This is a genomic window from Autumnicola edwardsiae, assembly GCF_031846505.1.
Classification (GTDB): Bacteria; Bacteroidota; Bacteroidia; order Flavobacteriales; family Flavobacteriaceae; genus Autumnicola; species Autumnicola edwardsiae.
Map to the genome: position 1 here is coordinate 1 of NZ_JAVRHP010000053.1, position 24,637 is coordinate 24,637.

Here is a 24,637-nt window from a genome sequence, read left to right on the forward strand (position 1 = left end):
TGCTTCATTAAGGCTCACCTTTTCGGTTACCTTTTCCCAAATTGCAAAACGACCAATTCCTGTAGGTTTAAAGACTGAAAAAGGTAGTTCTGCCTTTTTGTCGGCAAACTTAATCAACGACAATTTTTTCTCCAGGGCTGCATCAAATTGTTCTTCAGTCTCCTTACCTTCAACTGAATAATCGAGGATACTATGTAATTTCTCCTCATGCATTTCTGTAATTACCTCTTTGCAATCTTCCTTATGGATACCCCCGCAAAATTGTTCAAAAATGGTTTTTTTGATCATTCCCTCCACCGGAAGGTGAAGCTTTAGAGAAAATTTGGTTAGAAAAGTACCCGCTTTTACCAGTCTCTGTCTGTTCATCATACTAAATAAAAATATAGCACGATCCAGTTCCAAATCAGACTTTAGCTTAAAAGCGGTTGCTGTGTTGTTAAATATCTTTTTTCTTATCATAGGGTACCTGTTATTGAGCAAATATAAATATTGAAGATTGATTTCATTAAATAATAATTCTCCTTATTTTCGAAACCGGTAAAAACAGCATAAACTATGGCAAATCCGGCAAAAAGAGGAAATGTTTATTACAGTACAGAGGCTTACAATCAAGTTGATAATTACCTGAACAGCAATAAGCCTTCCAAAGTTTTTGTTCTGGTAGATGAAAACACCCATCAACTTTGCTTATCAAAGTTCCTGTCTAGATTAAATGAAGCTTCAGATTTTGAGATCATAGAAATTCCGGCAGGTGAAGAAAACAAAAACCTGGAGACCTGTAGCGGGGTATGGAATGCCCTTTCGGAATTAGGTGCTGATAGGAAAAGCCTGCTGATAAACGTAGGTGGCGGAGTGGTGACAGATCTTGGAGGCTTTGTAGCCTCTACTTTTAAAAGAGGGATAGCATACATTAATATACCTACCAGTCTTTTATCTATGGTAGACGCATCGGTTGGAGGAAAAACGGGAGTTGACCTGGGAAACCTCAAAAATCAGATAGGTGTTATTAATCACCCGGAAATGGTAATTATTGATAGTAATTATCTTGACACCCTTCCAAAGAATGAGTTAAGAAGCGGACTGGCAGAAATTTTAAAGCACGGACTTATAAAAAGCGAGTCATATTGGGAAAAGGTGTCAAATTTGGCAAATCTCGACCTTCAGGATCTGGACGGAATAATAAAAGAGTCTGTAGATATCAAGTCTGAAGTTGTCACAAAAGATCCTTACGAGAAGAACATTCGGAAAACCCTTAATTTTGGCCATACATTGGGACATGCCATTGAATCCTATTTTCTAACCAACGATTCCAGAATAACGCTTCTTCATGGAGAAGCCGTTGCCGCAGGCATGGTTCTCGCAACTTTTATTTCTCAAAAGTTAAAAGATTTTCCTGAAGAAAAATTAGTACAGATTTCTTCTAAAATTTTTGATATTTACGGCAAAATTGAAGTAAATCAGAAAGAGATCGCCAGTATTATAGATCTAATGAAGTTCGACAAGAAGAACGAGCGAGGCAATGTTAATTTCGTTCTTTTGAAAAATATTGGTGAACCCGAAATAGATTGCCTTGTTCCTAATGACATAATATATCAAGCTTTTGAATTTTATCAAAAAGCTTGATTTTTATATTTAAAATATTACATTTAAAATTAAAAGACCAACTCAGTAACCACAAAAAAATTGTTTAAACCGTTCTACCTATGAAGAGGATAATCGTAGACTACAAAAAATTAACCCCGGAAATTCTAGGCCTGTTAGTGGAGAGATATCCTGACGGCTATGATGACAATCAGGTAATTTCTTTTAAAAACGCCAAAAATGAAACTGTAGATGCTGTTGAAGTAAGGACAGAGGATACTATTTACCTGGTAAAAGTAAGTACAAGACTGGAAAATACTATGGCCAGTTTTGATGAAGATGATTATGATGATTCAGACTTTAACGAACCTATTGTAGAAATTCCTGAAAAGGGAGACGATGAAGCCATTGAAGATGATGACGATGACGAAAAATAACATTATTGAAATAAAAAAAGGAACGCTCACACGTTCCTTTTTTTATGCTCTATAACTTCAAGTGACTAGGCATGTTGTAAATCATGCTTACCTTCTTTAATTTCCTCGATTACTTTTGCATTAAATGCAGGTAAATCATCAGGATTTCTACTGGTAACAAGAGCTTCATCTACCACTACTTCCTTATCTACCCAAAGTGCTCCTGCATTTTCAAGGTCTTTTTTGATAGAATGGAAAGAAGTCATCGTTCTGCCTTCCACCACTTCGGCACTAATAAGTGTCCATGGCGCATGGCAAATTGCTGCTACTGGTTTGCTTTGTTTAAAAAAGTCCCTAACAAAAACAAGCACATCTTCACTTCTTCTTAATTTATCAGGATTTATGACTCCTCCCGGTAAAACAAGTGCGTTATAATCTTTAGCAGAAACTTCGTCCACCTTATAATTTACTTCAATTTCACCAGACCAGTTTCCTTTTTCCCAGCCTTTAATTTTTCCTTTTTCAAGGCTTACAATATCCACCTGAAAACCTTCTTTTTTCATTGCTTCCAGTGGAGATTCAAGCTCACTTTTTTCGTATCCGTTTGTTGCTAAAATTGCTATTCTCTTTTTCATAATTCTTCTTCATTTTTGATTTACTCCAAAGATAACAACAGGCTATGGAAGTTTATATTAAGGTCCTTATAAAACTCATGGCATGATCGTTAAACCTTTATTAAGCTTTCTTATTCTCGTCTGCATTTTTTGCCTGTTCTCTCTCATAGTCCAGGTTGGACTTTAACGTATCAATAATTGTCTTCTCTTCTTTAAGCTGAAGACGTTTTGCTTCCAGTTTCTCCATTTCCTGATAAATAGCAGGCTCACCAAACCTATTCGGTTCTACCCTTTCTTTCTTATGAAGGGCATATTGTACCGTGAATTCAACTCCAAAAAATAAAATTAAACAGGTATAGTACACCCATAAAAGAATAAGTACCACAGAAGATGCCCCACCATAAACAGAAGCAGGGTTGCTTTGCCCAAAGTAAAAACCTATTAAAAACTCTCCAATAATAAAAAGAGTTGCAGTTAAAGCTGCACCATAAAGGGTGGTTCTCCATTTTATATGTATATCTGGTAAAAGTTTAAAAATAGCCGCAAAAAGAAAAGTTATAAATAAAAACGATATACAAAAATTTGCTGCTCCCACCATAAAGCCGGTAATATTAGGCAGATATAGGTGAATTTGATCTTTTACAATACTTAGAAGTGCCGAAATGACAAGCGATACCAGCATTAAAAGTCCAATGACTAAAATCATTCCAAGGGAAATAGCCCGGTCCAGTAATAATTTGACGAAATTTGCCTTTTTAGCTGCAACATTCCAGATGTTGTTCATAGCCATTTTCAGCTGAAAAAACATTCCCGTAGCACCAAAAAGAAGAACCCCAATACCAAAAACTATTGCAAGGGTCGAGCCTTCTGTTAAAGCTGCATTAGAAACCATATTCTCAATAGCCTCTGCCGAATCCTCTCCTATAAAAGAACCTATTTCCTCGGTAATTTTCCCTTGTACAAATTTTCTTCCGAAGAAATACCCAACTACTGTAACAACAATTATAATTAAAGACGGCAAAGAGAACAGGGCATAATATGCTATCGTAGCAGCGCGTGCATACGGCTCGTTCCTGTTCCAGTTTGCGTAAGCATCTTTTAGAAGCTTCCAGAATGTCTTTAAAGATTTCAGCATTATAAATATTTTTTCTGCAGGATCTTTATATGATGTTGAGTGTGTCCAACAATTATAAAACCAATCGCCCGGACACTTGCCGGACCACCATTTAAAATTCCTTTACGTTGAAGCATAGCTTCAGACAAACCGTTATACAGTACTATACCCGAGCTTCTTACGGTTTCTGCTTCTTCCTGAAGGCTGTCGAGGCTTCTGTTTCCTGCTTCAGACTGGACAACGTAGTCATCATGATCAAATCCCGGAAGGGAAGTTTGTTCTCCTCTTGAAATGCATAATGCTCTATACTGAAAAATCCGCTCTACATCTATGAGATGCTGAAGCACTTCAGCTATACTCCACTTTTCCTGCGCATATCTGAATGACAACTTATCGGGAGAAATCGTACTGGTAATCTCTTTTAAATCTTCAATATTGCTCCTAAATAGCATCCCCAAAGATGCTTCTTTGGGGATGTTGCTTATATAGGTCTGATAAAATTCAGGATATTCGGAAGATGACAATTCATGCACCTCCATTATGCCGAATTTCTACTCGCATTAATGTTTCCATACAACGAACGGGTAACCATTTTTTCGTAAGTCTCCAGTAATGCAGCTTTCTCTTCACTGTCCTGCAACTCCTGCACTTTTCTAAGAGCATGTTGTTGGATAGTAAGTAACGGCAGCACGATCTTTTCCCTGGCTTCAATTGAAGCACGACCTGCCGGCTCATTCTCCATAAGCTTCTGATATCCGGTAACCTTCAGGATCATTGCTTTGCTACGTTCAAACTCGGCATGAATAAGTTTCCAAAAGTCCCCAAACTCTTTATCGTCCTGCATGTAAGAAGTCAATTCAAAGAAAGACTTCGTAAGGCTCATCATGCTGTTTTCCAGCAGGGTTTTGAAAAAGATGGAATTATTGTAAAGCTGGATTACTTTGTCCAGGTTTCCTTCTTTTTCATAATTCTCTATTGCAGTACCCACTCCAAAAAATCCAGGTACATTCTGTTTTAATTGACTCCAACTCCCCACAAAAGGAATGGCACGCAGATCCTTCAAATTAAGCTGCGCAGATTTATTTCTTTTTGAAGGGCGGCTCCCAATATTTGTTTTGGCGTAATATTTAAGCGTACTCATTTTTTCCAGATAAGGAATAAATTTTTCGTGCTGCTTAAAATTGGTGTAAGTATTATAACTTATTTCTGCCAGGCTGTTCATCGTTTCCCGGTCTTCATCAGAAAGGGTATTGCTTCCTTTACTGAAGATCTCATTAGATACCCCGGAACTCAGCAATTGCTCAAGGTTGTACCTGCAGGAATCTTTTGTTCCAAAGTTTGAACTGATCGTTTGCCCCTGAACGGTTAACTGAATTTCTTCATTTTCAATTCCAGATCCAAGCGAAGCGTAGAACTGATGCGTTTTTCCTCCTCCTCTGGCTGGTGGACCACCTCTACCATCAAAGAAAATCACTTTAATTCCGTATTCCCTGGAAACCTTGGTGATCATTTCTTTAGCTTTGTAAATACTCCAGTTAGCCATAAGGTAACCCCCATCTTTTGTCCCGTCACTAAAGCCTAACATTATAGTTTGCTTATTATCACGACGTTGCAAATGCTCACTATAAACAGGGTCCTTATAAAGAACTTCCATCGTTTTATGAGCAGATTGAAGATCTGGAACGGTCTCGAACAATGGTATAACATCCACAGTTGGCTTCTCCCAGCCGCATGCTTTAAGAAAAGCAAAAGGAGTAAGTACTCCCTGTACAGATCCGCAATTACTTATAATGTAGCGGTTAGCTCCATTTTCTCCATTCTTCTCCTGAATCTCCTGCATTGCATAAACGGACGATATTGTTGATTTTGTGATGCCCTCTTCAAAATCTTCAGGATCGAGTTTACCCTTAACATTTTTAAGAATATCGATCTGTTCGTTATCTGAAAGTTCATTAAAATTTTCAGGAAAAATACCCTCACCCTTTGCATTGGTGACCCTAATAATTTCATTCACTACCTCTTCATGTACAGTAGCATCCTGCCTTATATCCAGTGTAGCAAAATGAAAACCGAAAAGCTTAATTTTATTTAAGAGATCGTCCACCTCATCTAAAAACAGAGAGTTATGTCTTTCAATTATAATCTCTTTGATCTTCTGTAATTTATCCTTAAAATCTTCAATAGATAGTTTAAGGTCTTCCTCTCTGGACACCGCGCTTCTGTATAGTGCAGACTCCAGATCAGACATTATCTGGTCTACTTCCTCAAAAGTGACTCTTCGCTTTAATTTTCGTACATCTCTGTAGTAATTAAGAAGTATTGTGCTCCTTAATCTTCTCGCTACCTTCAGCGTAATTTCAGTGGTTACGTAAGGGTTTCCATCACGGTCACCTCCCGGCCAGAAGCCAAGATTTATTACCTGGTTTCCAACATCCTCGCCTTCAAAGATATTCTGCTGAATATAATTGTAAATTTTACTGGCGCTTTGATAAAAGACATTTTCGAAATACCAGATAAGACTTACTGCCTCATCATAAGGAGTCGGTTTTTCTTTTTTAAAAAATGGTGTTTTACCTAATTGAGCAAGTAATTTTTTTATACCAATTACATCGTTTTGCTGTATAGCTCTATCCAAATCTGTAATAATTCCCAATACAGCTCCCGGATAAAATTGCGTAGGGTGCGCCGTTAAAGTAGGTCGAACTTTAAATCTTTTTAGATAGTCACGAAGCTCTGCTGTTTTGTTCTTCGCCTCCGCCTCTTCTTTTACATTTCTAAGAGTTCCGCGTCCATCCATATTAATTACAATAGGGAAAGAAGCATCTTCAATAGCATCAAACAATACTACCTGTCGCTCTATAAATTGAATAAACCGGAATAGGAGATTATTCTTTTCTTCTTCAGAAGGATTTTCGTGGTATTTCTTAAAGAAACTCTCGACTATTTCTGAAGGATTTCTGTTCTTTTTAAAACCTTCTTCGCAAATATCCTGAAACAAGGGCAGTAGAGCCCCGGTTTTACTGATGTCATTAAAAGGTAAGGTTAGAAAAATGCTGTTGTATACCTGGTATTTCGCAAGTACACTTTCATTAAATCTTTCTAATTTTGGTTCTCTGTGCATAATTATAGTTGGTTTGACTTAAATTTATTAAAAAACCCTTTAAACAAGGTAGCCTAAAGGGTTTTTATAAAAAGTTTAGGACACCTTACATTTCTTGGAAAATCGAATGCATCAAACGTTTCTTGTCGTTTATGCTCTCCTCCATAGAAATCATAGTTTCTGTTCTGTACACTCCTTCAATATCATCTAACTGAAAGATAATATCTTTGGCGTGCTGGGTATTCCTAGCCCTGATTTTACAAAATACATTAAATTTTCCGGTTGTCACATGAGCAACAGTAATAAATGGAATTTCATTAATACGCTCCAAAACAAATTTTGTTTGTGAGGTATTCTTCAAGAATACCCCTACATAAGCGATAAAAGCATACCCTAATTTTTTATAATCCAGAGTAAGGGAAGATCCAATAATTATCCCTGCTTCCTCCATTTTTTTAACCCTCACATGTACTGTCCCGGCCGATATTAACAGCTTCTTTGCAACATCGGTAAAAGGAGTTCTCGTATTCTCAATGAGCATATCGAGAATTTGATGATCTGTTTCGTCTAATTTAAACTTGGCCATTTTCTCTAAACTTCTATTTATATGAAATTCAAAAATAATACAAAATCATTGAATTATTGATAAACAATTGAAGAATTCTTAAGGTTTAAGGTCTAATTTCTTTTCATTTAAGAATATCTCCTCAACTAAAACGTTTTCGCCCACTCCGTTCTCCCCTTTTAAGGCCAGCTCATTTCCTTTACAATCCACTTCTCTCAAACCGAAAGTTCTTACATTAGGCTGAATTCTTTCAATATTTAGATCGAAGTTAATCTTATTATGCTCCAGCCTTTCCTTAAATTGAATTGAAACATCTACTTTTTTACGATTTACCGTACAGTTTCTTAATACAACATCATTATATAATTTCTGGTTCTCAGGAATTTTCTCATATTTCTTGAAATCAACAGCGTTATAATTTCCGGTAGCTATAGCGTGCAAAGCCGAAATTAAAGCTGCAAAAACATATTTCCTGGTAACCTCACGCATATAATCATCTTGATAATGACCGGCTTCAAATAAAATAGTGGGTACCTCCTCACTTTGAAAAGTATCTCCTGTACAATTTAAGTTGAAGGCATCGTCGTAACGCCCTATCTGCCCCGGCAACTCCTTCTCAAGATCTCGGACAATTGCTGAAATTACCTGCATACTTATCTTACGGCTGGCAGTAATTTTCCGTTCCTCGTCCATAGAAGGCGTAAGAAAAGACAACGTGGCCGGTTTTGGCTGGTCGCCGGCAGTGAAAATAGTTCTCTGATCATGAAGGTTCAGGCAAAAGTGCGGAGAAAAACGATCGAACTGCTTCCGTAAGATTCGGCTCTCTACCTCCTGAAGATGCTGTGCGTCCCGATTTAAATCCACATTATTGGCATTAACACGGGTATAAGACCGGGCACCATCGGGATTTAAAATGGAGATGATCCAAATTTCACAGTTTTGAAGAATCTTCTCCACAACAGGGAAATCTTTTTTCTGCTTAAAGGCATTTAAGAGATCAAACACAGCTTTAGTGGTCGTAGATTCATTTCCGTGCATTTGGGACCAGGCTAATATTCGAATTTTTCCATTTCCGGTTTTTATTACAGAAATGGATTCTCCCAAAGCCGATTCTCCTATTTTCTCAATTGTAAAGTGATCAGTTAATTTTTCCAGCTCTGGTGTAATATGATCCAGATTTAAATACCTGCCGGAAATCTTCTGGTTCTTTAACGCAGTATAGCCCTGCATTATCTTTTGTAAATGTAATGGGTAATTTTTCATGCTCACAAAAGTAAAAATTATAGATTTTACAATTGTAAACATCAACTCTGCTTTAAACTTGTTACATTTGTAAACAATAGAATAACACTTCAGACATCATCTGTTGGAAAAAATCCTATGTAGTTAAAAATCGTATCTAAATTATTCATTATTAAGGTGTTTATATACTTAGATTGAAGCTTTAGTTGTAATACAAAAAGTTCATTTACATTTGTAACTTGTACAGTTGCATTATATGTTTTACATTTGTAAACTCCGATTAAAGTAGAATGGTTTCACAATGGTAAACACAGAAAAATTTGCATTAAGGCTTAATAAAATCATTAAGTTCTACGATCTTTCTGCCGCTTCTTTTGCAGATAAAATTGAAGTTGGCCGCTCTTCTATTTCTCATATTCTGTCTGGCAGAAATAAGCCCAGCCTGGATTTTGTTATGAAGATTGTAAAGACGTTTCCCGAAGTGGAACTTTATTGGCTGTTAAATGGAAAAGGAAATTTCCCTAAAGAAGATGAAACTGCAAGCTTACCTCCTTCCGAAGAAATAAGGCAGAAAACAGAGACGGAAAGAACCCAAAAGGATCATCCTTCAAAAATGCCAATTTTCGACACTGAGCAACAGAGAAGAACCGGCTCATCAAAAGCAATAAAAAAAATTGTGATTTTCTACGAGGATGGAACATTTGACGCCTTTGAAAATTGAATATTCCTGCAAAAAGAATTTACTTTGCAGCATGCGGAAACTACTTCTGATTTTAACATTCAGCTTTTTAATGACAGCCTGCTTTCAGCCGGAAAGAAATTGTGAGGATTACAAAACGGGTACTTTTGAATTTGAAACCTACCTCAATGGTGAAATCATTACTTCCCGGTTTATTAGAAATGATTCCGTAGAAATAGATAAGTTCCAGGGAAAAGCAGATACTTCTTCTGTACGATGGATAAATGATTGTGAATTCATCCTGAAAAACCTTAACCCGGAGAATATGGCGGAAAGAAAACCGATCCATATGAAAATACTCACCACCAGCAAAAACGGGTATACGTTTGAATATGGTGTTGTAGGGGAAACCAGGAGAGAGCGCGGTTCTGTCAAAAAAGTGAAATGACCTTTTAAATGCCCCCTCTTTCCCGCAGCATTTTATTCTGCTCCTCCATTAAATCATTTAGATTGGAAAGTAATTCTATATCCTTGGGAGTGACCACAGTTTTATCTTTAGGGTCTTCTGCTTTTTTCTTGAAACGGTTAATAAATTTTACTACTACAAATATGGTGAAGCCTATAATAAGAAAATCTATTAAAGCCTGTACCAACATTCCATATCCAATGGCAACTTCTTCTACAGCAACACTACCGTCTGCCGCAGCAATTCCTTCCTTTAAGACAATCTTTTTATCAGTATAATTTATACCTCCTGTAAGGATACTCAACGGCGGCATAACCACCTGTTTTACCAGGGCATCCACAACGCGGTTAAAGGCGGTACCAATAATAATACCTACCGCCATGTCTATCATGTTGCCTTTTACGGCAAACTCCTTAAACTCTTTTAGTAACCCAGCCATTATTCATCAAATAACTTTGTTTGACTTTGTGAAGATAAAGAATCGCTGTCTTTATCTTTTGCTTTTTCCGGACCTTTTCTGCCATCCGCAACAGTTTCATCATCTACAACATCCATATCTTCCGCAGGAGTTTCTTCTTCCTCCTCGAAGGGAAGTGGGTCGAGCATGTTTATTTGTTTCACCTTCTCTGTGGTCAATTGGTTTCCAAGGGCTTTAATTCCTTTAACCGAAATAAATTCTGCAATATTAAGCTCCTCATTTGGCCGCTGATCTTTTCCTCTTTGTTTTCCGTAAATTATGTCTGCTACAGGAAAATAATCTGTAGAAATTACTTCAAGATAAGATTTTTCATGATCGCTTATAAACTTTTCTTCCTTATCCGGGTTTTCTATCAGGAATCGCTTTACATAATAGCGCTCTTTTTCAGACTCCCAGTAAATCGCTGAAATCGGTTTTTTTGGCGACCATTTTTCAAGTACCACCATTTCGTCATCAAAACGATTGGTAAGCTCTGGAATTACTGTTTTGGCAATACCGTCCTGGGTGATGATCAAAAGCCGGTCTTCTCCTTTGAACTCGCCAAGCAATTCTCCTCTCCCATCTACATTTAGCCTGTTTACGGTATCGTCAAACCAGATCCTTCGGGGCTTTAATGTAGAAACTCCTTCTTCTTTTAATTCAATTCTTTTTACAGAATATTTTGTAACAATATTTCCTTTTACATTTCTTCCCTTTATCAGAATATCTGCAAAATCAACATCAAATTTTACTTTACGAATGCTTCCTACCTGTCGCAGGAAAACAGTAATAACCTCTGCCTCCCCATTGGGGTTAGAAGAGAAATACAACACTTTTGAATCCTTTTTTCCCTGGGTCAGATCGTATTCCCGGTCTCTCGTTACCGATGTTACAGCAAACCGCTTTACATAAGTGCTACCGCCTTTACCATCGCGATAAACCATATTATAAATAGTACGTTTATCCTTCTTCTTAAAAATAGCAACATGGATAATGTCTTTACCTATAAATGTTTTGGTATCCACCTTAGTGACCATCATTTTGCCATCTGCCGTAAAACAGATGACGTTGTCAATGTCAGAACATTCCGTCACATACTCATCCTTCTTTAAAGCAGTTCCAATAAAACCTTCTTTCCGGTTTACATAGAGCTTTGTATTTCTTATGACAACCTTTGTAGCTTCAATATCTTCAAATATCCTGAGTTCGGTTTTGCGTTCTTTTCCTGTTCCGTAGTCTTTTTTCAGTTTCTTAAAATACGCTACAGCATAATCTACCAGATTGTCCAAATGATGTTTCACATTAGCGATCTGGTCTTCCAGGGCATCAATTTTCTGTTGGGCTTTATCAATATCAAATTTGGATATTCTCTTAATCCTGATTTCTGTAAGCCTAACAATATCCTCTTCGGTTACTTTGCGTTTAAGATGTTGGATATGTGGTTTTAGCCCCTCATCTATTGCTTTTATAACTCCTTCCCAGGTTTCCTGCTCTTCAATATCGCGGTAAATCCTGTTCTCAATAAAAATTCTTTCCAAAGAAGCAAAATGCCACTGCTCCTCCAGTTCCTCCAGGTTGATCTCCAGTTCGCGTTTAAGCAAATGCAGCGTATGGTCTGTAGACCGGCGTAAAATTTCAGAAACCCCAAGAAAGATAGGTTTGTTATCGATAATTACACATCCCAACGGTGAAATGGAATTTTCACACTGGGTAAAGGCAAATAAAGCATCTATAGTTTTATCTGGAGAAATATTAGGAGGAAGATGAATAAGGATTTCTACTTCTGCAGCGGTGTTATCTTCAATCCGTTTTATCTTTATTTTCCCTTTGTCGTTAGCCTTTAAAATGGAATCTATTAAAGACGTGGTATTGGTGCCATAGGGAATTTCTGTTATCGCAAGCGTATTTTTGTCATATTGCGTAATTTTTGCGCGCACCCGTACTCTCCCGCCACGCAATCCGTCGTTATAATCTGTAATATCTGCTTCTCCTCCTGTAGGAAAATCAGGAAAAATTTTAAATCGTTTTCCCTGCAAATGCTTAATTGAAGCATCTATAATTTCTATAAAGTTATGTGGTAGAACTCTGGTACTTAACCCCACAGCAATACCTTCGGCGCCCTGGGCGAGCAGCATAGGGAATTTCACCGGAAGATTTACCGGTTCCTTTTTACGCCCGTCATACGATAATTGCCATTCTGTAAGCTTCGGATTAAACAGCACTTCCAGCGCAAATTTTGAAAGTCGTGCTTCAATATACCTTGGTGCCGCCGCACGATCTCCTGTTAAGATGTTCCCCCAGTTTCCCTGGGTGTCGATAAGAATGTCTTTCTGACCAATTTGCACCATGGCATCTCCAATACTGGCATCCCCGTGTGGATGGTACTGCATGGTATGCCCCACGATATTCGCAACTTTATTGTAGCGGCCATCGTCCAGGTCTTTCATGGAGTGCATAATCCTGCGCTGTACCGGCTTAAAGCCATCCTCTATTGCAGGTACAGCCCTTTCTAAGATAACATATGAAGCATAATCCAGGAACCAGTCTTTGTACATTCCGGTTACCCGAATAAGCTCTTCTTTGGGTTGGTCAAAATGTTCTTCCTGAGCTCCTTCTTGGTTTTCTTCCATTAGGCGGTTGCTTTATTCGCGTTGTACTCTAATACTTTCTGAAGGGAGACAATCATTCCTTTCTTCTTTTTTCGGGATAAAAACGTAGTATTAAATGTATATTTTTTAAATCCTGATCTTCTTCTGGACTTGATGAATATTGTTAATGAAGAATAAATTCCGTAATCGTTAAACCTGAACTTCCCGAGTTTTCTCTTCGGAAATTCTGCTTTTTTCACACGATATTCCATAAATTTTGAAAAGAATACACCGTTATTTTTAAAATTCAGCGTCTCCCCGTCACTATCAAAATCAAAAGTCTGTCCTATTCTATGGACGTAAAACGCGATTAAAATAGTGACGATATTTGGCAAATAATGACTAAAGCCAATTGGCTCCTCATTGCTCATCAATTCTATATTTACAAAAATATTGGTTACAAAAACGGCGACCAAAACTATATAAATAGAAGGAATAATTTTTACTTCGTTTTTATTGGTAAACCTCATATCCCCAGCTCCTCAATAAGATCAAGTTCAACCTTAAGGTTATCAATAATAAATTCCTGCCTGTCCGGGGTGTTTTTGCCCATATAGAAACTCAGCATTTCTTCAATGGATTTGTCTTTATCGAGCATTACCGGATCCAAACGGATATTATCACCAATAAAATGAACAAATTCATCTGGAGAAATCTCCCCCAAACCTTTAAACCTTGTAATCTCTGTTTTTCCAGGCAATTTTTCGAGTGCCTGCTTGCGCTCCATTTCACTATAACAATAAATAGTTTCCTTTTTATTCCGAACCCGGAATAACGGAGTTTGTAAGATATACAAATGATTCTCCTTAATTAATTCCGGAAAGAACTGTAAAAAAAACGTGATCAGCAATAACCGGATGTGCATCCCATCTACATCGGCATCTGTGGCAATCACGATATTATTGTAACGCAGGTCTTCCATAGATTCCTCTATGTTTAAAGCCGCCTGCAAAAGATTAAATTCTTCGTTCTCGTAAACAATTTTTTTGCTCAGCCCATAGCTGTTTAAAGGTTTTCCTTTTAAGCTGAAAACCGCCTGGGTGTTCACGTCCCTGGATTTTGTAATAGATCCACTTGCCGAATCTCCCTCGGTAATAAACAGTGTGCTTTCCAGGTACCGCTCCTTTTTACTATCGCCCAGATGAATACGACAATCCCTCAATTTTTTATTATGAAGACTAGCCTTTTTCGCCCGATCCTTAGCCAGTTTCCTGATACCCGATAAATCCTTACGCTCTCTTTCTGCCTGAAGGATTTTTCGCTGAAGCTGTTCTGCGGTTTCAGTGTTTTTATGCAGGTAATTATCAAGATTTGTTTTTACAAAGTCGTTTATATAAGTCCTTACCGTAGGAAGGTCTCCCCCCATATCTGTAGAACCGAGCTTGGTTTTCGTCTGACTCTCAAAAACGGGCTCCATTACCTTTATGCTGATTGCCGCAACGACAGATTTCCGGATATCGCTGGCATCGTAGTTTTTTCCGTAGAATTCTCTAACGGTTTTGACTATTGCTTCCCTGAAGGCCAAAAGGTGTGTTCCTCCCTGCGAAGTATTTTGTCCATTTACAAAAGAATGGTATTCTTCGCTATACTGGGACTTGCTGTGGGTTATGGCCACTTCAATGTCGTTTCCTCTTAGATGAACAATAGGATAAAGTTGATCGTCTTCGTTTATACTATCACCTAAAAGATCTTTTAATCCGTTTTCTGAATAGAATTTTTCTCCGTTGTAAACAATGGTCAGGCCCGGATTGAGGTAGACGTAATTTTTGAGCATCTTCTCGATATACTCATTACGGAATTTGTAATTCTTAAAAATCACTTCATCAGGGATAAAAGTCACCTTGGTCCCTCTCCTCCGTGAAGTCTCATCCAGAATTTCCTCATCCTGCAAATTTCCCTGTTCAAATTCCGCTGAAGCAGATTTGCCATCACGGCTTGATTCCACCCTAAAATAAGAAGAAAGTGCATTTACAGCCTTGGTACCAACTCCGTTAAGACCAACGGACTTTTTAAAAGCGCGGGTATCGTATTTCCCGCCGGTGTTCATTTTGGAAACTACATCTACAACTTTCCCCAGTGGAATTCCACGGCCGTAATCACGAACAATCACGCGCTGGTTTTGTACAGAAATTTCAATAGTTTTCCCGGAACCCATTACAAACTCATCTATCGAGTTATCGAGTACCTCTTTAAGAAGAATATAAATACCATCGTCTGCACTGGATCCATCACCTAATTTCCCTATATACATCCCGGGACGCATCCTAATGTGCTCTTTCCAGTCTAAAGACCGGATATTATCCTCGGTATACTTTGTTTCATCGCTCATAAACAGTGCATGGAGTTTGCAGCTAATATAAGGTTTACCTTAAAAAGTTAAAATAGTAGCAGCACAAAGTAATTAACAAAGATTTCACAATGGTAGATACGCCCGATCGGGCGTATCTACCATTGCCGGTCACGGGCGTATCTACACGTTAAACCTAAAATGCATCACATCACCGTCCTTAACAATGTACTCCTTCCCTTCTACCCTCATTTTTCCGGCTTCCTTTACTTTTGCTTCGCTTCCGTAATTTTCAAAATCCCCGTAAGAGATTACTTCGGCACGGATAAATCCTTTTTCAAAATCGGTATGGATCACTCCGGCAGCTTGCGGTGCGGTAGAACCTACGGGAATCGTCCACGCACGTACTTCCTTTTCTCCTGCAGTAAAATAGGTCTGTAAATTCAACAAACTGTAAGCGCCACGGATTAGTTTTGCAGAACCCGGCTCTTCAAGCCCTATATCCTGAAGAAACATTTGTCGCTCTTCAAAATCATCAAGTTCTGTAATATCAGCTTCAGTGCCAACAGCGAGTACTAAAACTTCCGCATTTTCATCTTTAACAGCTTCTCTAACCCTGTCTACATGTTTATTTCCATCAACTGCAGATCCTTCATCCACATTACAAACATACATTACCGGCTTATCGGTAATAAACTGAAGTGGCTTCACAAATTCTTTATGTTCATCTTCAGTAACATCAATAGCCCGAACAGATTTTCCTGCTTCCAGTCCTTCTTTCAGCTTTAAAAGTGCAGTTTCCTCTTTTTGGGCTTCTTTATTGCCTGTTTTTGCTGCCCTTTTTACTTTTTCCAGCTTCTTTTCCACCGTTTCCAGGTCCTTTAGCTGAAGTTCAATATCTATAGTCTCCTTGTCCCTTATAGGATCTATAGAACCATCTACATGCACGATATTATCATTTTCAAAACATCTTAGCACGTGAAGGATTGCATCGGTTTCCCGAATGTTTCCCAAAAACTGGTTTCCCAAACCTTCTCCTTTACTTGCACCTTTAACGAGGCCTGCAATATCCACAATTTCGACCGTGGCCGGTTGTACACGCTCTGGATTAACTAAGCCTTCCAATTTTTGCAAACGGGAATCCGGAACATTTACGACTCCAATATTTGGTTCTATCGTACAAAACGGAAAGTTGGCACTTTGCGCTTTGGCGTTGGACAAACAGTTAAAAAGTGTTGATTTTCCAACATTAGGTAATCCTACAATTCCGGCTTTCATATGCTATATTTTGATGCAGTAAATTTTGCGGCTGCAAAGATAGCAATTAGAACCGAGAATTAATATTGGTGCGGAAAGAAGTTAGAAACCCAAATTCGCTAAATGTAATTTTAAACTGAGGGTCGAAAATTGCCATTTTAGAGACTCACCTTAAAAAACTGAATCAGGAAACAGGAGACAAGAAGCAGGATGCGCTAAGAATTATTCGTGGATTTGTGGTAAAACTTATTGCCGATAATTGGCATTTTAGAAACTCACCTTAAAAACCTGAATCAGGAAAAAGGAGACAAGAAGCAGGATGCGCTGAGAAACTTTCTAATTAAGTACTTAAAAATTATTCGTGGTAAAACTCATTGTCGAAAATTGGCAATTTTCGACCTCCTCTAATTTTCTATGCTTTTTAATGCTCTTCCTTTTTCCGTATATTAAAACCAAATGCTGATCTTCATCAGTTTTTAGAGGAATTTAACCCGTGAGGACAGCTTCATTACTTTTTATCAGCTTAATTTTGCGCCATAATAAATTCAAACATGAATAAAGGAATATACATTGCCACATTAGAATCCCACAGCGGAAAATCTATGATCTCCCTTGGATTAATGCGCACCCTATTGGGAAAAACCGTAAAAGTTGGATATTTCAGACCAATTATTAACGATGTGCCAGAGGGAAAAAGAGATAATCACATAGACACGATCCTCTCCTATTTTGATCTTCAGATGCCGTATGAAGATGCCTTTGCTTTTACAAGAAATGAGCTGATTCAGAAGAGAAATGAAGGGAAATCCGGAGAAATAATCGATACGATTATCCGTAAATATAAAAAACTGGAAGAAGAATATGATTTTGTGCTGGTGGAAGGGAGCGACTTTTCTGGTGAAGGCAGTGTGTTTGAATTTGACGTTAATGTAATTACTGCCAGAAACCTTGGTATACCTGTAATCATCATAACCAGCGGTAAAGACAAAAGCTGGGAAGAGCATCTTGGCAGTCTCAGGATGGCCTACAATGCTTTTATAGAAAAGGATGTAGATGTACTGGCAATGGTGAGCAATAAAATCCTGGAGGAAAACCTCGAAACTGCTAAGAAAAATATGCGCGAATTTCTTCCGGAGGAAATCGACGTGTTTGCAATTCCGCTGGTAGAAACTTTAAACAATCCTACCTTAAAGGAAATTGTAAAAGCTTTAGACGGAAAAATTTTATTCGGACATGAATTCCTGAACAACCAAACCGGTAATTTCGGGGTTGGAGCAATGCAGCTGCGAAATTATCTTACCACTCTTAGAAATGAAAGCCTGGTGATCACTCCCGGCGACAGGGCAGATATCATTTTGGGAGCTTTACAGGCCAATATTTCCAGTAATTATCCACGTATTTCGGGAATTATCCTCACGGGCGGACTCACCCCAGAGCCTTCCATTATTAAATTGATAGAAGGTCTTTCTGAAATTGTTCCGATAATTTCTGTGGAAGACGGCACCTTTAATGTCACAAATAAAGTTGGTGCAATAAAATCTAATATTTACGCAGACAGTATTCAGAAAATTGAAACCACCATTAGTACGTTTGAACGCTATGTTTCTTTTGATCCTTTAGTTGAACGTCTTATAAATTTCCAACCTCATGGAATTACGCCGCGTATGTTCCAGTATGGTCTTGTTAAACGGGCACAGCAAAGTAAAAAACATATTGTTTTACCTGAAGGTACCGATGATCGTATTTTAATTGCAGCCGGAAGACTTATGGCCATAGACATTGTAGACATCACTTTGCTGGGCGATGAAGAGGTTATTAAACAAAAGATAATGAAACTCGGGCTTAATCTTGATCCTGAAAAAATCAAAATTATAAATCCGGTAAAATCTGAAGAATTTGAAGATTATGCACAAACCTTGTACGAAATCAGAAAACATAAAGGAGTGAACCTGGACATGGCCCGGGACTGGATGACTGATGTTTCTTATTACGGAACGATGATGATTTACAAAGGCCATGCAGACGGAATGGTTTCTGGTGCGGCTCATACAACGCAGCATACCATTCGTCCCGCACTGCAGTTTATAAAAACAAAACCGGGAGTATCCGTTGTTTCCTCGGTGTTTTTTATGTGTTTGGAAGACAGGGTTTCAGTTTTCGGAGACTGCGCAATTAATCCGAATCCTACTGCTGAAGAGCTTGCGGAAATCACTATTTCTTCCGCAGAAAGTTGCTTTGCTTTTGGAATAGATCCGAAAATAGCCATGCTCTCCTACTCCTCGGGAACCTCCGGAAAAGGAGCCGATGTAGACCGCGTGCGCCAGGCTACCGAAATTGTGAAAAAGAAACGTCCCGATCTTAAAATTGAAGGACCAATTCAATACGACGCAGCCGTGGATATTTCTGTTGGGAAAAGCAAAATGCCAGATTCTGAAGTAGCAGGACAGGCAAACCTGCTTATTTTCCCCGATCTTAATACCGGGAACAATACCTACAAAGCGGTGCAAAGAGAAACCGGCGCACTCGCAATAGGGCCAATGCTACAAGGCCTCAACAAACCGGTAAATGACCTTAGCCGCGGCTGTACCGTAGATGATGTTTTTAACACTGTAATCCTTACTGCTATCCAGGCACAGGGAATGTAGTGAGTAGTGAGTGAAATTTTTGAAAATATTAAACAAACATATTATTTGGATAAAATATTTTTTTGAAATTCAATCACCACTAATCATTTTTTTTAACAGAAAGTCCTACAAGGTTTTTAAAACCTTGTAGGTATGATTAAAGCAGAAAAAATGCTTAATGAAACGATTTAGAATAATCAGAATATGAAAAACATACTCGTAATAAACACCGGAAGTTCTTCCTTTAAATTCCAACTAATTCAAATGCCCACAGAAGAAGTTCTGGCTTCAGGCCTTGTAGAACGTATAGGTCAGGAGAATTCAGAAATACATTATTCTTCTGAAGGATTTTCGGGGACAAAAGAAAAGGAAGTTGCTAATCACTCGGTAGCATTAAAAGCAGTTACCAACCTTCTCATGGATCCCGAAAAAGGTGTTATAAAAGATGCTTCAGAAATTGCGGCCATTGGGCACAGGGTGGTTCACGGCGGCACAACTTTTTCAAAAACCACGATTATAGATGAAAAAGTTAAAAAAGAAATAAAGTCCTTATTTTCCCTGGCTCCGCTGCATAATCCGCCAAATCTTACGGGGATTGAAGTTGCAGAAGAAGTTTTTCCTAAAGCACAGCAGGTGGCGGTTTTTGATACTGCTTTCCATAGCAGCATTCCCAAAAAAGCTTATAAATACGCAATTCCGAATAAGTTGACAGAAGAGAAAAACATCCGTCTTTATGGATTTCACGGTACCAGTCATAAATATGTTTCAGAGCAGGCGGCCAGAATTTTAGATAAATCCGATTCTAAGATCATCAGTGTCCATTTGGGGAACGGTTGCAGCATTACGGCTGTAGAAAACGGAAAAAGTATAGATCATTCTATGGGATTTACTCCCCTTTCCGGCCTAATCATGGGAACCCGCAGTGGGGATATAGATCCTTCTGTTATTTTTCACCTTGTAGAAAAGCTAGATTACACTATTGAGGAAGTGAATGAGCTTCTCACTAAAAAAAGTGGAATGCTCGGTTTAACAGGATACAGCGATTTACGCGATATTGAAGCCGAAGCTCAAAAAGGAAATCGGGAATGTCAGTTAGCCTTAGAAATGAACGTCTACAGAATTAAAAAATATATTGGCTCTTATGCGGCAGCAATGAATGGGCTGGATGTTCTCATCTTTACTGCCGGAATTGGGGAAAACAGTAGCACCATGAGAAAACTGGTATGCGATAATATGGATTTTTTCGGCATAGAACTGGATGAAGAAAAAAATAATACCCGATCCAAAGAAAACCGGGAAATCAGCACAAAATCTTCCAAAGTGAAAGTGATGGTAATTCCTACAAATGAAGAACTGGAAATTGCAAAACAGGTGCAGGAGCTGGTATCATAAAATGAAACAAATAAATGGAGGTGTTGTTGTCTAATTCAGTAATCTCTTTTAAAAGTTGTTCGTTGTTTGTTGTGTGTGGTTCGGAGTTCCAAAATCATTACGCTGAACTCGTTTCAGCATCTTATGCGCTTGATGAAATACTTCTTGTCAAACCCTGAGACAGGTTCAGCTACGGAAAAGAAGGCAGAGACAACCTTTCCTCCTTTACTTCCCACCCGTGTTCTAACTTCTTCCCTCTTTCTCTTTTTAACTTTTTAACTTTTTAACTTTAAACTTTAAACCTTAAACACTTAACCCTTAAACCTTACTCAACCACATACATCTCGTTAGACGCCTTAATATATTCCTGCGGATTAAAAGTAGATTCAAAACTGTTTCTTACCAGGTCAAGCTTCAGTTTTAGCTGTACCATTTCATCTTTAAGGTATTTGTCATTCTGATATTTCTTTATCAAATCTTCGTATTTTTCAAGGTTCTCAAGAATCCTGAAAGTGATTGTTCCAAAGCGTATTTTTAAATTCTGAACGGTCATCATCTGGTCGTGGTAATCCTGTTTCCAGTTTTCAGGGTTTTTTGCCTTCTCCTCTGCTATTTTATTTTCTGCTACCTTTGAAATATCCAGGATATACTGGGTCCTTTTTTTAGCATCTGTTTCATTGGTGAATTTCTCCTCAAATTCCTTCTGATTAATCTCCAAAATATTCACAAGATTTTCCTTCATCGCCTTATTCTGAAGCTCTTTAAGCTCATCCAGGCTTTTATTAATCGCCTCCCATTCGGTTTCAATAAGATCTTTATCGTGTGTAAACTGAGAAACGGTGGTCGTCAGCTTCAGCATTTCCAGGCTTTTATCTTTCATTTCCCTGTCGCGCCGTCCCAGAGAATTTACAAACTGACTGATTCCGTCGAAAAGAGTTCCGGCAAACATTCCCGTAAAAGGCGTTCCCTGTGCTAGATCTCCCGTTACACCAATAATATGGTTAAGAGCCGCAAGTTTCGCATCCTCCTCCTTCTCTTCCTCTATATATTTTTTGAAGTTCCCAAACCATTCCTGGTAGCCTTCATAATTCATGGGATTGCTCACCTTATCTAAAGTCGAATAGAATTCACGGGAAGAATTAAACAGATTGAGTGGCTTTATTTCACGCTCCATAGAAGCCAGGTTTAAAACTGCCGAACTGTAATTGTACTTATAAACCCCAACAGTATTTATATCGATCTCTTCCTGGCGCTCCTCCAGGAACTTTACACGCTCCACAAGCTTTTCTACTTTTTCTGCGGCAGAATTGGTGTTTTTAATACTCTCATCCAGATTATTAATTTTCGAATCTATTTCTTTTATTCGGAAGTCGAGGTTCTGACTCAGCAACGTTCTCTCCCTGTTCAATTCCTGGAGAACTTGTTGGGTAACAGACTGATCATTTATTTGTGCCGACAGAAACGCCGGAGTAATTGCGAAAATTAACAGTAGAATTATACCTATTCTCTTCATAAACTATGAAATTAAAGTTTAAACCACAGCAATAATATAAGCTGCAGTTTTGAAGTTTTGGCTAAAGCATCAAAAATGCAGCCATAAATTTTTTCAGATTAAAGGTAGAGCTTTTACTCAAATTTCATTCTTTGCTAAATAAGATCGGAGTTTTTAAATTCCTGGTTTGAAGAAAAACCTCAGTTCGATTTTCGTTTGTTCTTTTGCTCATCGCCTAATTGTGATCACAAGCCGAAAACTGGCATTTTCGAGTATTGCTTAAACTGTTTCGAAAGTCCCACAACTGAAAACCCACAACAGCCACTTAAGAAACAGCTACTTCGTACCCCTTTTACTTCTTCTTCCCAATTCTGAACAAAATGGGATAAGTAATTCCTCCATTTTCCCCAAAAGTTTCCCTGAGATCTGCAGCAATAAGATCTACCGGGTTTTCGCCGTTTGCTTTTTCATAATGTTTTACCGCAGACCAGGTTTTTAAATAGCCAATTAATTGATCGTAATTCCAGTTAAGCTGAAGTGAAATTTTTGGCGTTTCAATTTCTTTAAAAGGAAAGGGAATAGTTTTATATTCCTCATCCAGGTATTTTCTTTCCATATCCCAGTACTCTCCTATTATATTCTCATAAAAATGATCAATCACCTTATTAGTTTCAGGATTACTTTTAAAAAGTCCGTAGCCAATAATGGCAATTATCGCCCCCGGTTTTAGAACGCGCTTCACTTCCGCGTAAAATTGATCAAAATTAAACCAATGGATCGCCTGCGCCACGGTTACCAGGTCAAAATGATGATTGGGGAAATCTGTAGCCTCGGCAGACTGTAAGGAATAGTCGATATTTGCCATTTTTGGGGCATGACTTAGTTGTTGTGTACTAATATCTGTAGCGTACACTTTTTTAAAGACCTTTGCCAGTTCTACAGCTACCTGGCCGTTCCCTGTACCACAATCCCATGCATTTTGCTTCTGCGAAAGCTGTTTTGCGATAAAATCATATACCTCCTGAGGATAAACAGGACGATATTTGGCATAATCAGCCGATTTTGTAGAGAAATTGTCTTTCACCGTACGTTCCTTGTCTAAAATTAGAAATATTTATGCGGATATTAATTTCGTGAATCCTGGCTAAAAATACAATTTTAAAAAAGCATTTAACTCCTTAAAGTCTGAACTCCTTCCTTTATATGGTGCGGGCTTTCAGCTGTGCAAAAAGCAAGGAAAATAAAACATTCTTACTTTAAGACGAAAAAGTGTCTGATATCCTCCTGCACAATTCCAAATTAATTTAACTAAATTAATGTTAATAATAAGTGTTTTTTACTTAAATTAGAAAGAAAAGCACATGCCATGAAAAAAATAAATTCACCCTTCCAAATTGGAAAAATCTATACGATTCTTTTTTTGCTGATTTTCGCAGTTTCTCCCGGTTTTAGTGCTGTCTTTCAGGAAATACAAACCGATTCCACAAACTTCAGTGTATACAGAGGTATCGTTATAAACAGCGAAAGCGATGATCCCATAGCTTCTGCATTAATTTCAGTAAACAGAAGCAATATTTCAACAATAAGTAATTCCGACGGAGAATTTTCCCTGCGTGTACCAGAAGATCTTACACCTGTAACCGTTACAGTTTCCAGGCTGGGCTACAACAGTAAAAGCCTGCCCCTTTATTATTTTGAAGAGAATAACAGGGTAGAACTGGTAAACTCTGTACAAGAACTTTCGGAAATTAATATTTTTGACGCCGATGATCCAAGGGAACTGGTAAATAAAATGCTACAGAAAAAAGATGAAAATTATTTTAGCGATCAGACATTAATGACCTCCTTCTATCGGGAAACCATAAAAAGAAGACGCACCAATGTATCCTTATCTGAGGCAGTAGTAAAAATTTATAAGAGTCCGCATAACTCTAATAAGGACGACCTTGTCTCAATTTACAAAGCCAGAAAAAGTACAGATTACGATAAACTCGATACCCTGGCGCTCAAGCTACGTGGCGGACCCTTCAACGCGCTTTACCTCGATCTCATAAAATATACTGAATATGTCTTACAGCCAGGAATGACCAAGAATTATGAGTTTAGCTTTGACGAACCTACAAAGATTAATGACAATTATATTTATGTTGTAAATTTTGAGGAAACAGACAAGTCAACGCCGTGGTATTTTGGACAGTTGTTTATAGACGCTCATTCTCTAACACTCGTGCGGGCAGAATATAAACTAAACGTTGACGATCGCCGTACTGCGACAAAAATGTTTGTAAAAAAGAAACCTTCAGGCTCAAAAGTTTATCCTGTTGATCTCTCTTATAAAGTAGATTATGTAGAAAACAACGGAAAATGGCATTACGCCTATGGTAATGCCATTATGGAGTATGTAGTTGATTGGAGAAAGAAAATCTTTAATTCCCGCTATACCGTAAACAGTGAAATGGTTGTAACCAACTGGGAAAAATATACCGACAACGGAGAACTAAAAACTGAAGAATTTATTGATCCTTATGTGGTGATGGGCGATGACGTTTCAGGATTTTATGATGCTGAATTTTGGGGAAATAACAATATCATCGAACCTGAAAAATCAATACAGAATGCCATTGAAAAAATTAAAAAGAATATGGAGGATAACCAGGAATAATCGAAATTTAAAATCGCCTGTCGCATTATAAGCAACAGGCGATTTTTTTAAATCTTATTTTC

General features: G+C 38.1%; 20 protein-coding genes and 1 pseudogene. 7 read left to right on the forward strand and 14 right to left on the reverse strand.

From position 1 onward, the window contains the following. Positions 1–459 (reverse strand): annotated as a pseudogene (locus RM529_RS10840) (proline dehydrogenase family protein); the annotation flags it as partial. Positions 460–555: 96 nt separating this feature from the next. Between RM529_RS10840 and aroB the strand changes: the two are divergent. Both aroB and RM529_RS10850 read left to right on the forward strand, forming a co-directional pair. After that, positions 556–1,623 carry a 3-dehydroquinate synthase gene (aroB, locus tag RM529_RS10845; RefSeq protein WP_311484815.1) on the forward strand — a complete coding sequence of 356 codons (1,068 nt, stop codon included), beginning with the start codon at positions 556–558 and terminating at the stop codon, positions 1,621–1,623. Positions 1,624–1,703: 80 nt separating this feature from the next. Continuing rightward, complete coding sequence (locus tag RM529_RS10850) at positions 1,704–2,018, forward strand: hypothetical protein (protein WP_311484816.1); 315 nt, start codon at positions 1,704–1,706, stop codon at positions 2,016–2,018. 65 nt (positions 2,019–2,083) lie between these two features. Here RM529_RS10850 and RM529_RS10855 read toward each other — a convergent pair whose 3' ends face one another. From RM529_RS10855 to RM529_RS10880, 6 genes are all read right to left on the reverse strand, one after another. After that, positions 2,084–2,632 carry a type 1 glutamine amidotransferase domain-containing protein gene (locus RM529_RS10855; protein WP_311484817.1) on the reverse strand — a complete coding sequence of 183 codons (549 nt, stop codon included), beginning with the start codon at positions 2,630–2,632 and terminating at the stop codon, positions 2,084–2,086. A 100-nt stretch (positions 2,633–2,732) separates the two neighbouring features. Then, positions 2,733–3,746, reverse strand: coding sequence for a YihY/virulence factor BrkB family protein (locus RM529_RS10860; protein WP_311484818.1), 1,014 nt, complete (start codon positions 3,744–3,746; stop codon positions 2,733–2,735). Next, positions 3,746–4,264 carry a DinB family protein gene (locus tag RM529_RS10865; RefSeq protein ID WP_311484819.1) on the reverse strand — a complete coding sequence of 173 codons (519 nt, stop codon included), beginning with the start codon at positions 4,262–4,264 and terminating at the stop codon, positions 3,746–3,748. Before RM529_RS10865 ends, RM529_RS10860 begins: the two co-directional genes overlap by 1 nt. Beyond that, the gene (locus tag RM529_RS10870) at positions 4,264–6,846 is read right to left on the reverse strand and encodes a phosphoenolpyruvate carboxylase (RefSeq protein WP_311484820.1); all 2,583 of its coding nucleotides are present in this window, start codon (positions 6,844–6,846) and stop codon (positions 4,264–4,266) included. The genes RM529_RS10865 and RM529_RS10870 overlap by 1 nt, the downstream gene beginning before the upstream one ends. An 85-nt stretch (positions 6,847–6,931) precedes the next feature. After that, complete coding sequence (locus RM529_RS10875) at positions 6,932–7,411, reverse strand: Lrp/AsnC family transcriptional regulator (protein ID WP_311484821.1); 480 nt, start codon at positions 7,409–7,411, stop codon at positions 6,932–6,934. Positions 7,412–7,489: 78 nt separating this feature from the next. Next, on the reverse strand, positions 7,490–8,695 hold the full coding sequence (locus RM529_RS10880) for a M14 family zinc carboxypeptidase (protein ID WP_311484822.1): 1,206 nt from the start codon (positions 8,693–8,695) through the stop codon (positions 7,490–7,492). Between the two features lie 238 nt (positions 8,696–8,933). Between RM529_RS10880 and RM529_RS10885 the strand changes: the two genes are divergently transcribed. Both RM529_RS10885 and RM529_RS10890 read left to right on the forward strand, forming a co-directional pair. Then, positions 8,934–9,353, forward strand: coding sequence for a helix-turn-helix domain-containing protein (locus RM529_RS10885; protein WP_311484823.1), 420 nt, complete (start codon positions 8,934–8,936; stop codon positions 9,351–9,353). Between the two features lie 70 nt (positions 9,354–9,423). Then, positions 9,424–9,759, forward strand: a complete 336-nt coding sequence (locus RM529_RS10890) for a DNA topoisomerase IV (protein ID WP_432264533.1) — start codon at positions 9,424–9,426, stop codon at positions 9,757–9,759. Between the two features lie 4 nt (positions 9,760–9,763). Here RM529_RS10890 and mscL read toward each other — a convergent pair whose 3' ends face one another. The 5 genes from mscL to ychF all read right to left on the reverse strand — a co-directional run bounded on the left by mscL (position 9,764) and on the right by ychF (position 16,447). After that, positions 9,764–10,216, reverse strand: a complete 453-nt coding sequence (gene mscL, locus RM529_RS10895) for a large-conductance mechanosensitive channel protein MscL (protein ID WP_311484825.1) — start codon at positions 10,214–10,216, stop codon at positions 9,764–9,766. Next, entirely contained in the window at positions 10,216–12,864 is a 2,649-nt protein-coding gene (locus RM529_RS10900; RefSeq protein ID WP_311484826.1) for a DNA gyrase/topoisomerase IV subunit A, read from the reverse strand. Before RM529_RS10900 ends, mscL begins: the two co-directional genes overlap by 1 nt. Next, on the reverse strand, positions 12,864–13,352 hold the full coding sequence (locus RM529_RS10905) for a hypothetical protein (RefSeq protein ID WP_311484827.1): 489 nt from the start codon (positions 13,350–13,352) through the stop codon (positions 12,864–12,866). Before RM529_RS10905 ends, RM529_RS10900 begins: the two co-directional genes overlap by 1 nt. Then, on the reverse strand, positions 13,349–15,211 hold the full coding sequence (locus tag RM529_RS10910) for a DNA topoisomerase IV subunit B (RefSeq protein ID WP_311484828.1): 1,863 nt from the start codon (positions 15,209–15,211) through the stop codon (positions 13,349–13,351). The genes RM529_RS10905 and RM529_RS10910 overlap by 4 nt, the downstream gene beginning before the upstream one ends. A gap of 141 nt (positions 15,212–15,352) precedes the next feature. After that, the gene (ychF, locus tag RM529_RS10915; protein WP_311484829.1) at positions 15,353–16,447 is read right to left on the reverse strand and encodes a redox-regulated ATPase YchF; all 1,095 of its coding nucleotides are present in this window, start codon (positions 16,445–16,447) and stop codon (positions 15,353–15,355) included. 530 nt (positions 16,448–16,977) lie between these two features. On the opposite strand from ychF, the gene pta reads away from it, so the two are divergent. Further along, positions 16,978–19,071 (forward strand): phosphate acetyltransferase, encoded by a 2,094-nt coding sequence (gene pta, locus RM529_RS10920; RefSeq protein WP_311484830.1) that lies wholly within the window; start codon positions 16,978–16,980, stop codon positions 19,069–19,071. A 183-nt stretch (positions 19,072–19,254) separates the two neighbouring features. Next, positions 19,255–20,442 (forward strand): acetate/propionate family kinase, encoded by a 1,188-nt coding sequence (locus RM529_RS10925; protein WP_311484831.1) that lies wholly within the window; start codon positions 19,255–19,257, stop codon positions 20,440–20,442. A 304-nt stretch (positions 20,443–20,746) separates the two neighbouring features. On the opposite strand, the gene RM529_RS10930 is transcribed toward RM529_RS10925, so the two are convergent. Together RM529_RS10930 and RM529_RS10935 are read right to left on the reverse strand one after the other, a co-directional pair. Next, positions 20,747–21,934, reverse strand: a complete 1,188-nt coding sequence (locus RM529_RS10930; protein WP_311484832.1) for a hypothetical protein — start codon at positions 21,932–21,934, stop codon at positions 20,747–20,749. A 331-nt stretch (positions 21,935–22,265) separates the two neighbouring features. Continuing rightward, a complete protein-coding gene (locus tag RM529_RS10935; protein ID WP_311484833.1) occupies positions 22,266–22,997 on the reverse strand; it encodes a class I SAM-dependent methyltransferase in 732 nt (243 codons plus the stop codon). A 282-nt stretch (positions 22,998–23,279) separates the two neighbouring features. Here RM529_RS10935 and RM529_RS10940 point away from each other — a divergent pair, with 282 nt between their 5' ends. Then, entirely contained in the window at positions 23,280–24,575 is a 1,296-nt protein-coding gene (locus RM529_RS10940; RefSeq protein ID WP_311484834.1) for a carboxypeptidase-like regulatory domain-containing protein, read from the forward strand. The last annotated feature ends 62 nt before the right edge of the window (positions 24,576–24,637 follow it).

Bases quoted from the DNA above. Each gene is read 5' to 3' on its own strand.
- RM529_RS10940 (WP_311484834.1), top strand. From the start codon at position 23,280: ATGAAAAAAATAAATTCACCCTTCCAAATTGGAAAAATCTATACGATT.
- RM529_RS10875 (WP_311484821.1), bottom strand. From the start codon at position 7,411: ATGGCCAAGTTTAAATTAGACGAAACAGATCATCAAATTCTCGATATG.
- RM529_RS10905 (WP_311484827.1), bottom strand. From the start codon at position 13,352: ATGAGGTTTACCAATAAAAACGAAGTAAAAATTATTCCTTCTATTTAT.
- RM529_RS10850 (WP_311484816.1), top strand. From the start codon at position 1,704: ATGAAGAGGATAATCGTAGACTACAAAAAATTAACCCCGGAAATTCTA.
- RM529_RS10880 (WP_311484822.1), bottom strand. From the start codon at position 8,695: ATGTTTACAATTGTAAAATCTATAATTTTTACTTTTGTGAGCATGAAA.
- ychF (WP_311484829.1), bottom strand. From the start codon at position 16,447: ATGAAAGCCGGAATTGTAGGATTACCTAATGTTGGAAAATCAACACTT.
- RM529_RS10870 (WP_311484820.1), bottom strand. From the start codon at position 6,846: ATGCACAGAGAACCAAAATTAGAAAGATTTAATGAAAGTGTACTTGCG.
- RM529_RS10865 (WP_311484819.1), bottom strand. From the start codon at position 4,264: ATGGAGGTGCATGAATTGTCATCTTCCGAATATCCTGAATTTTATCAG.
- RM529_RS10900 (WP_311484826.1), bottom strand. From the start codon at position 12,864: ATGGAAGAAAACCAAGAAGGAGCTCAGGAAGAACATTTTGACCAACCC.
- RM529_RS10930 (WP_311484832.1), bottom strand. From the start codon at position 21,934: ATGAAGAGAATAGGTATAATTCTACTGTTAATTTTCGCAATTACTCCG.
- RM529_RS10885 (WP_311484823.1), top strand. From the start codon at position 8,934: ATGGTAAACACAGAAAAATTTGCATTAAGGCTTAATAAAATCATTAAG.
- aroB (WP_311484815.1), top strand. From the start codon at position 556: ATGGCAAATCCGGCAAAAAGAGGAAATGTTTATTACAGTACAGAGGCT.
- RM529_RS10890 (WP_432264533.1), top strand. From the start codon at position 9,424: ATGACAGCCTGCTTTCAGCCGGAAAGAAATTGTGAGGATTACAAAACG.
- RM529_RS10910 (WP_311484828.1), bottom strand. From the start codon at position 15,211: ATGAGCGATGAAACAAAGTATACCGAGGATAATATCCGGTCTTTAGAC.
- RM529_RS10860 (WP_311484818.1), bottom strand. From the start codon at position 3,746: ATGCTGAAATCTTTAAAGACATTCTGGAAGCTTCTAAAAGATGCTTAC.
- mscL (WP_311484825.1), bottom strand. From the start codon at position 10,216: ATGGCTGGGTTACTAAAAGAGTTTAAGGAGTTTGCCGTAAAAGGCAAC.
- RM529_RS10925 (WP_311484831.1), top strand. From the start codon at position 19,255: ATGAAAAACATACTCGTAATAAACACCGGAAGTTCTTCCTTTAAATTC.
- RM529_RS10855 (WP_311484817.1), bottom strand. From the start codon at position 2,632: ATGAAAAAGAGAATAGCAATTTTAGCAACAAACGGATACGAAAAAAGT.
- pta (WP_311484830.1), top strand. From the start codon at position 16,978: ATGAATAAAGGAATATACATTGCCACATTAGAATCCCACAGCGGAAAA.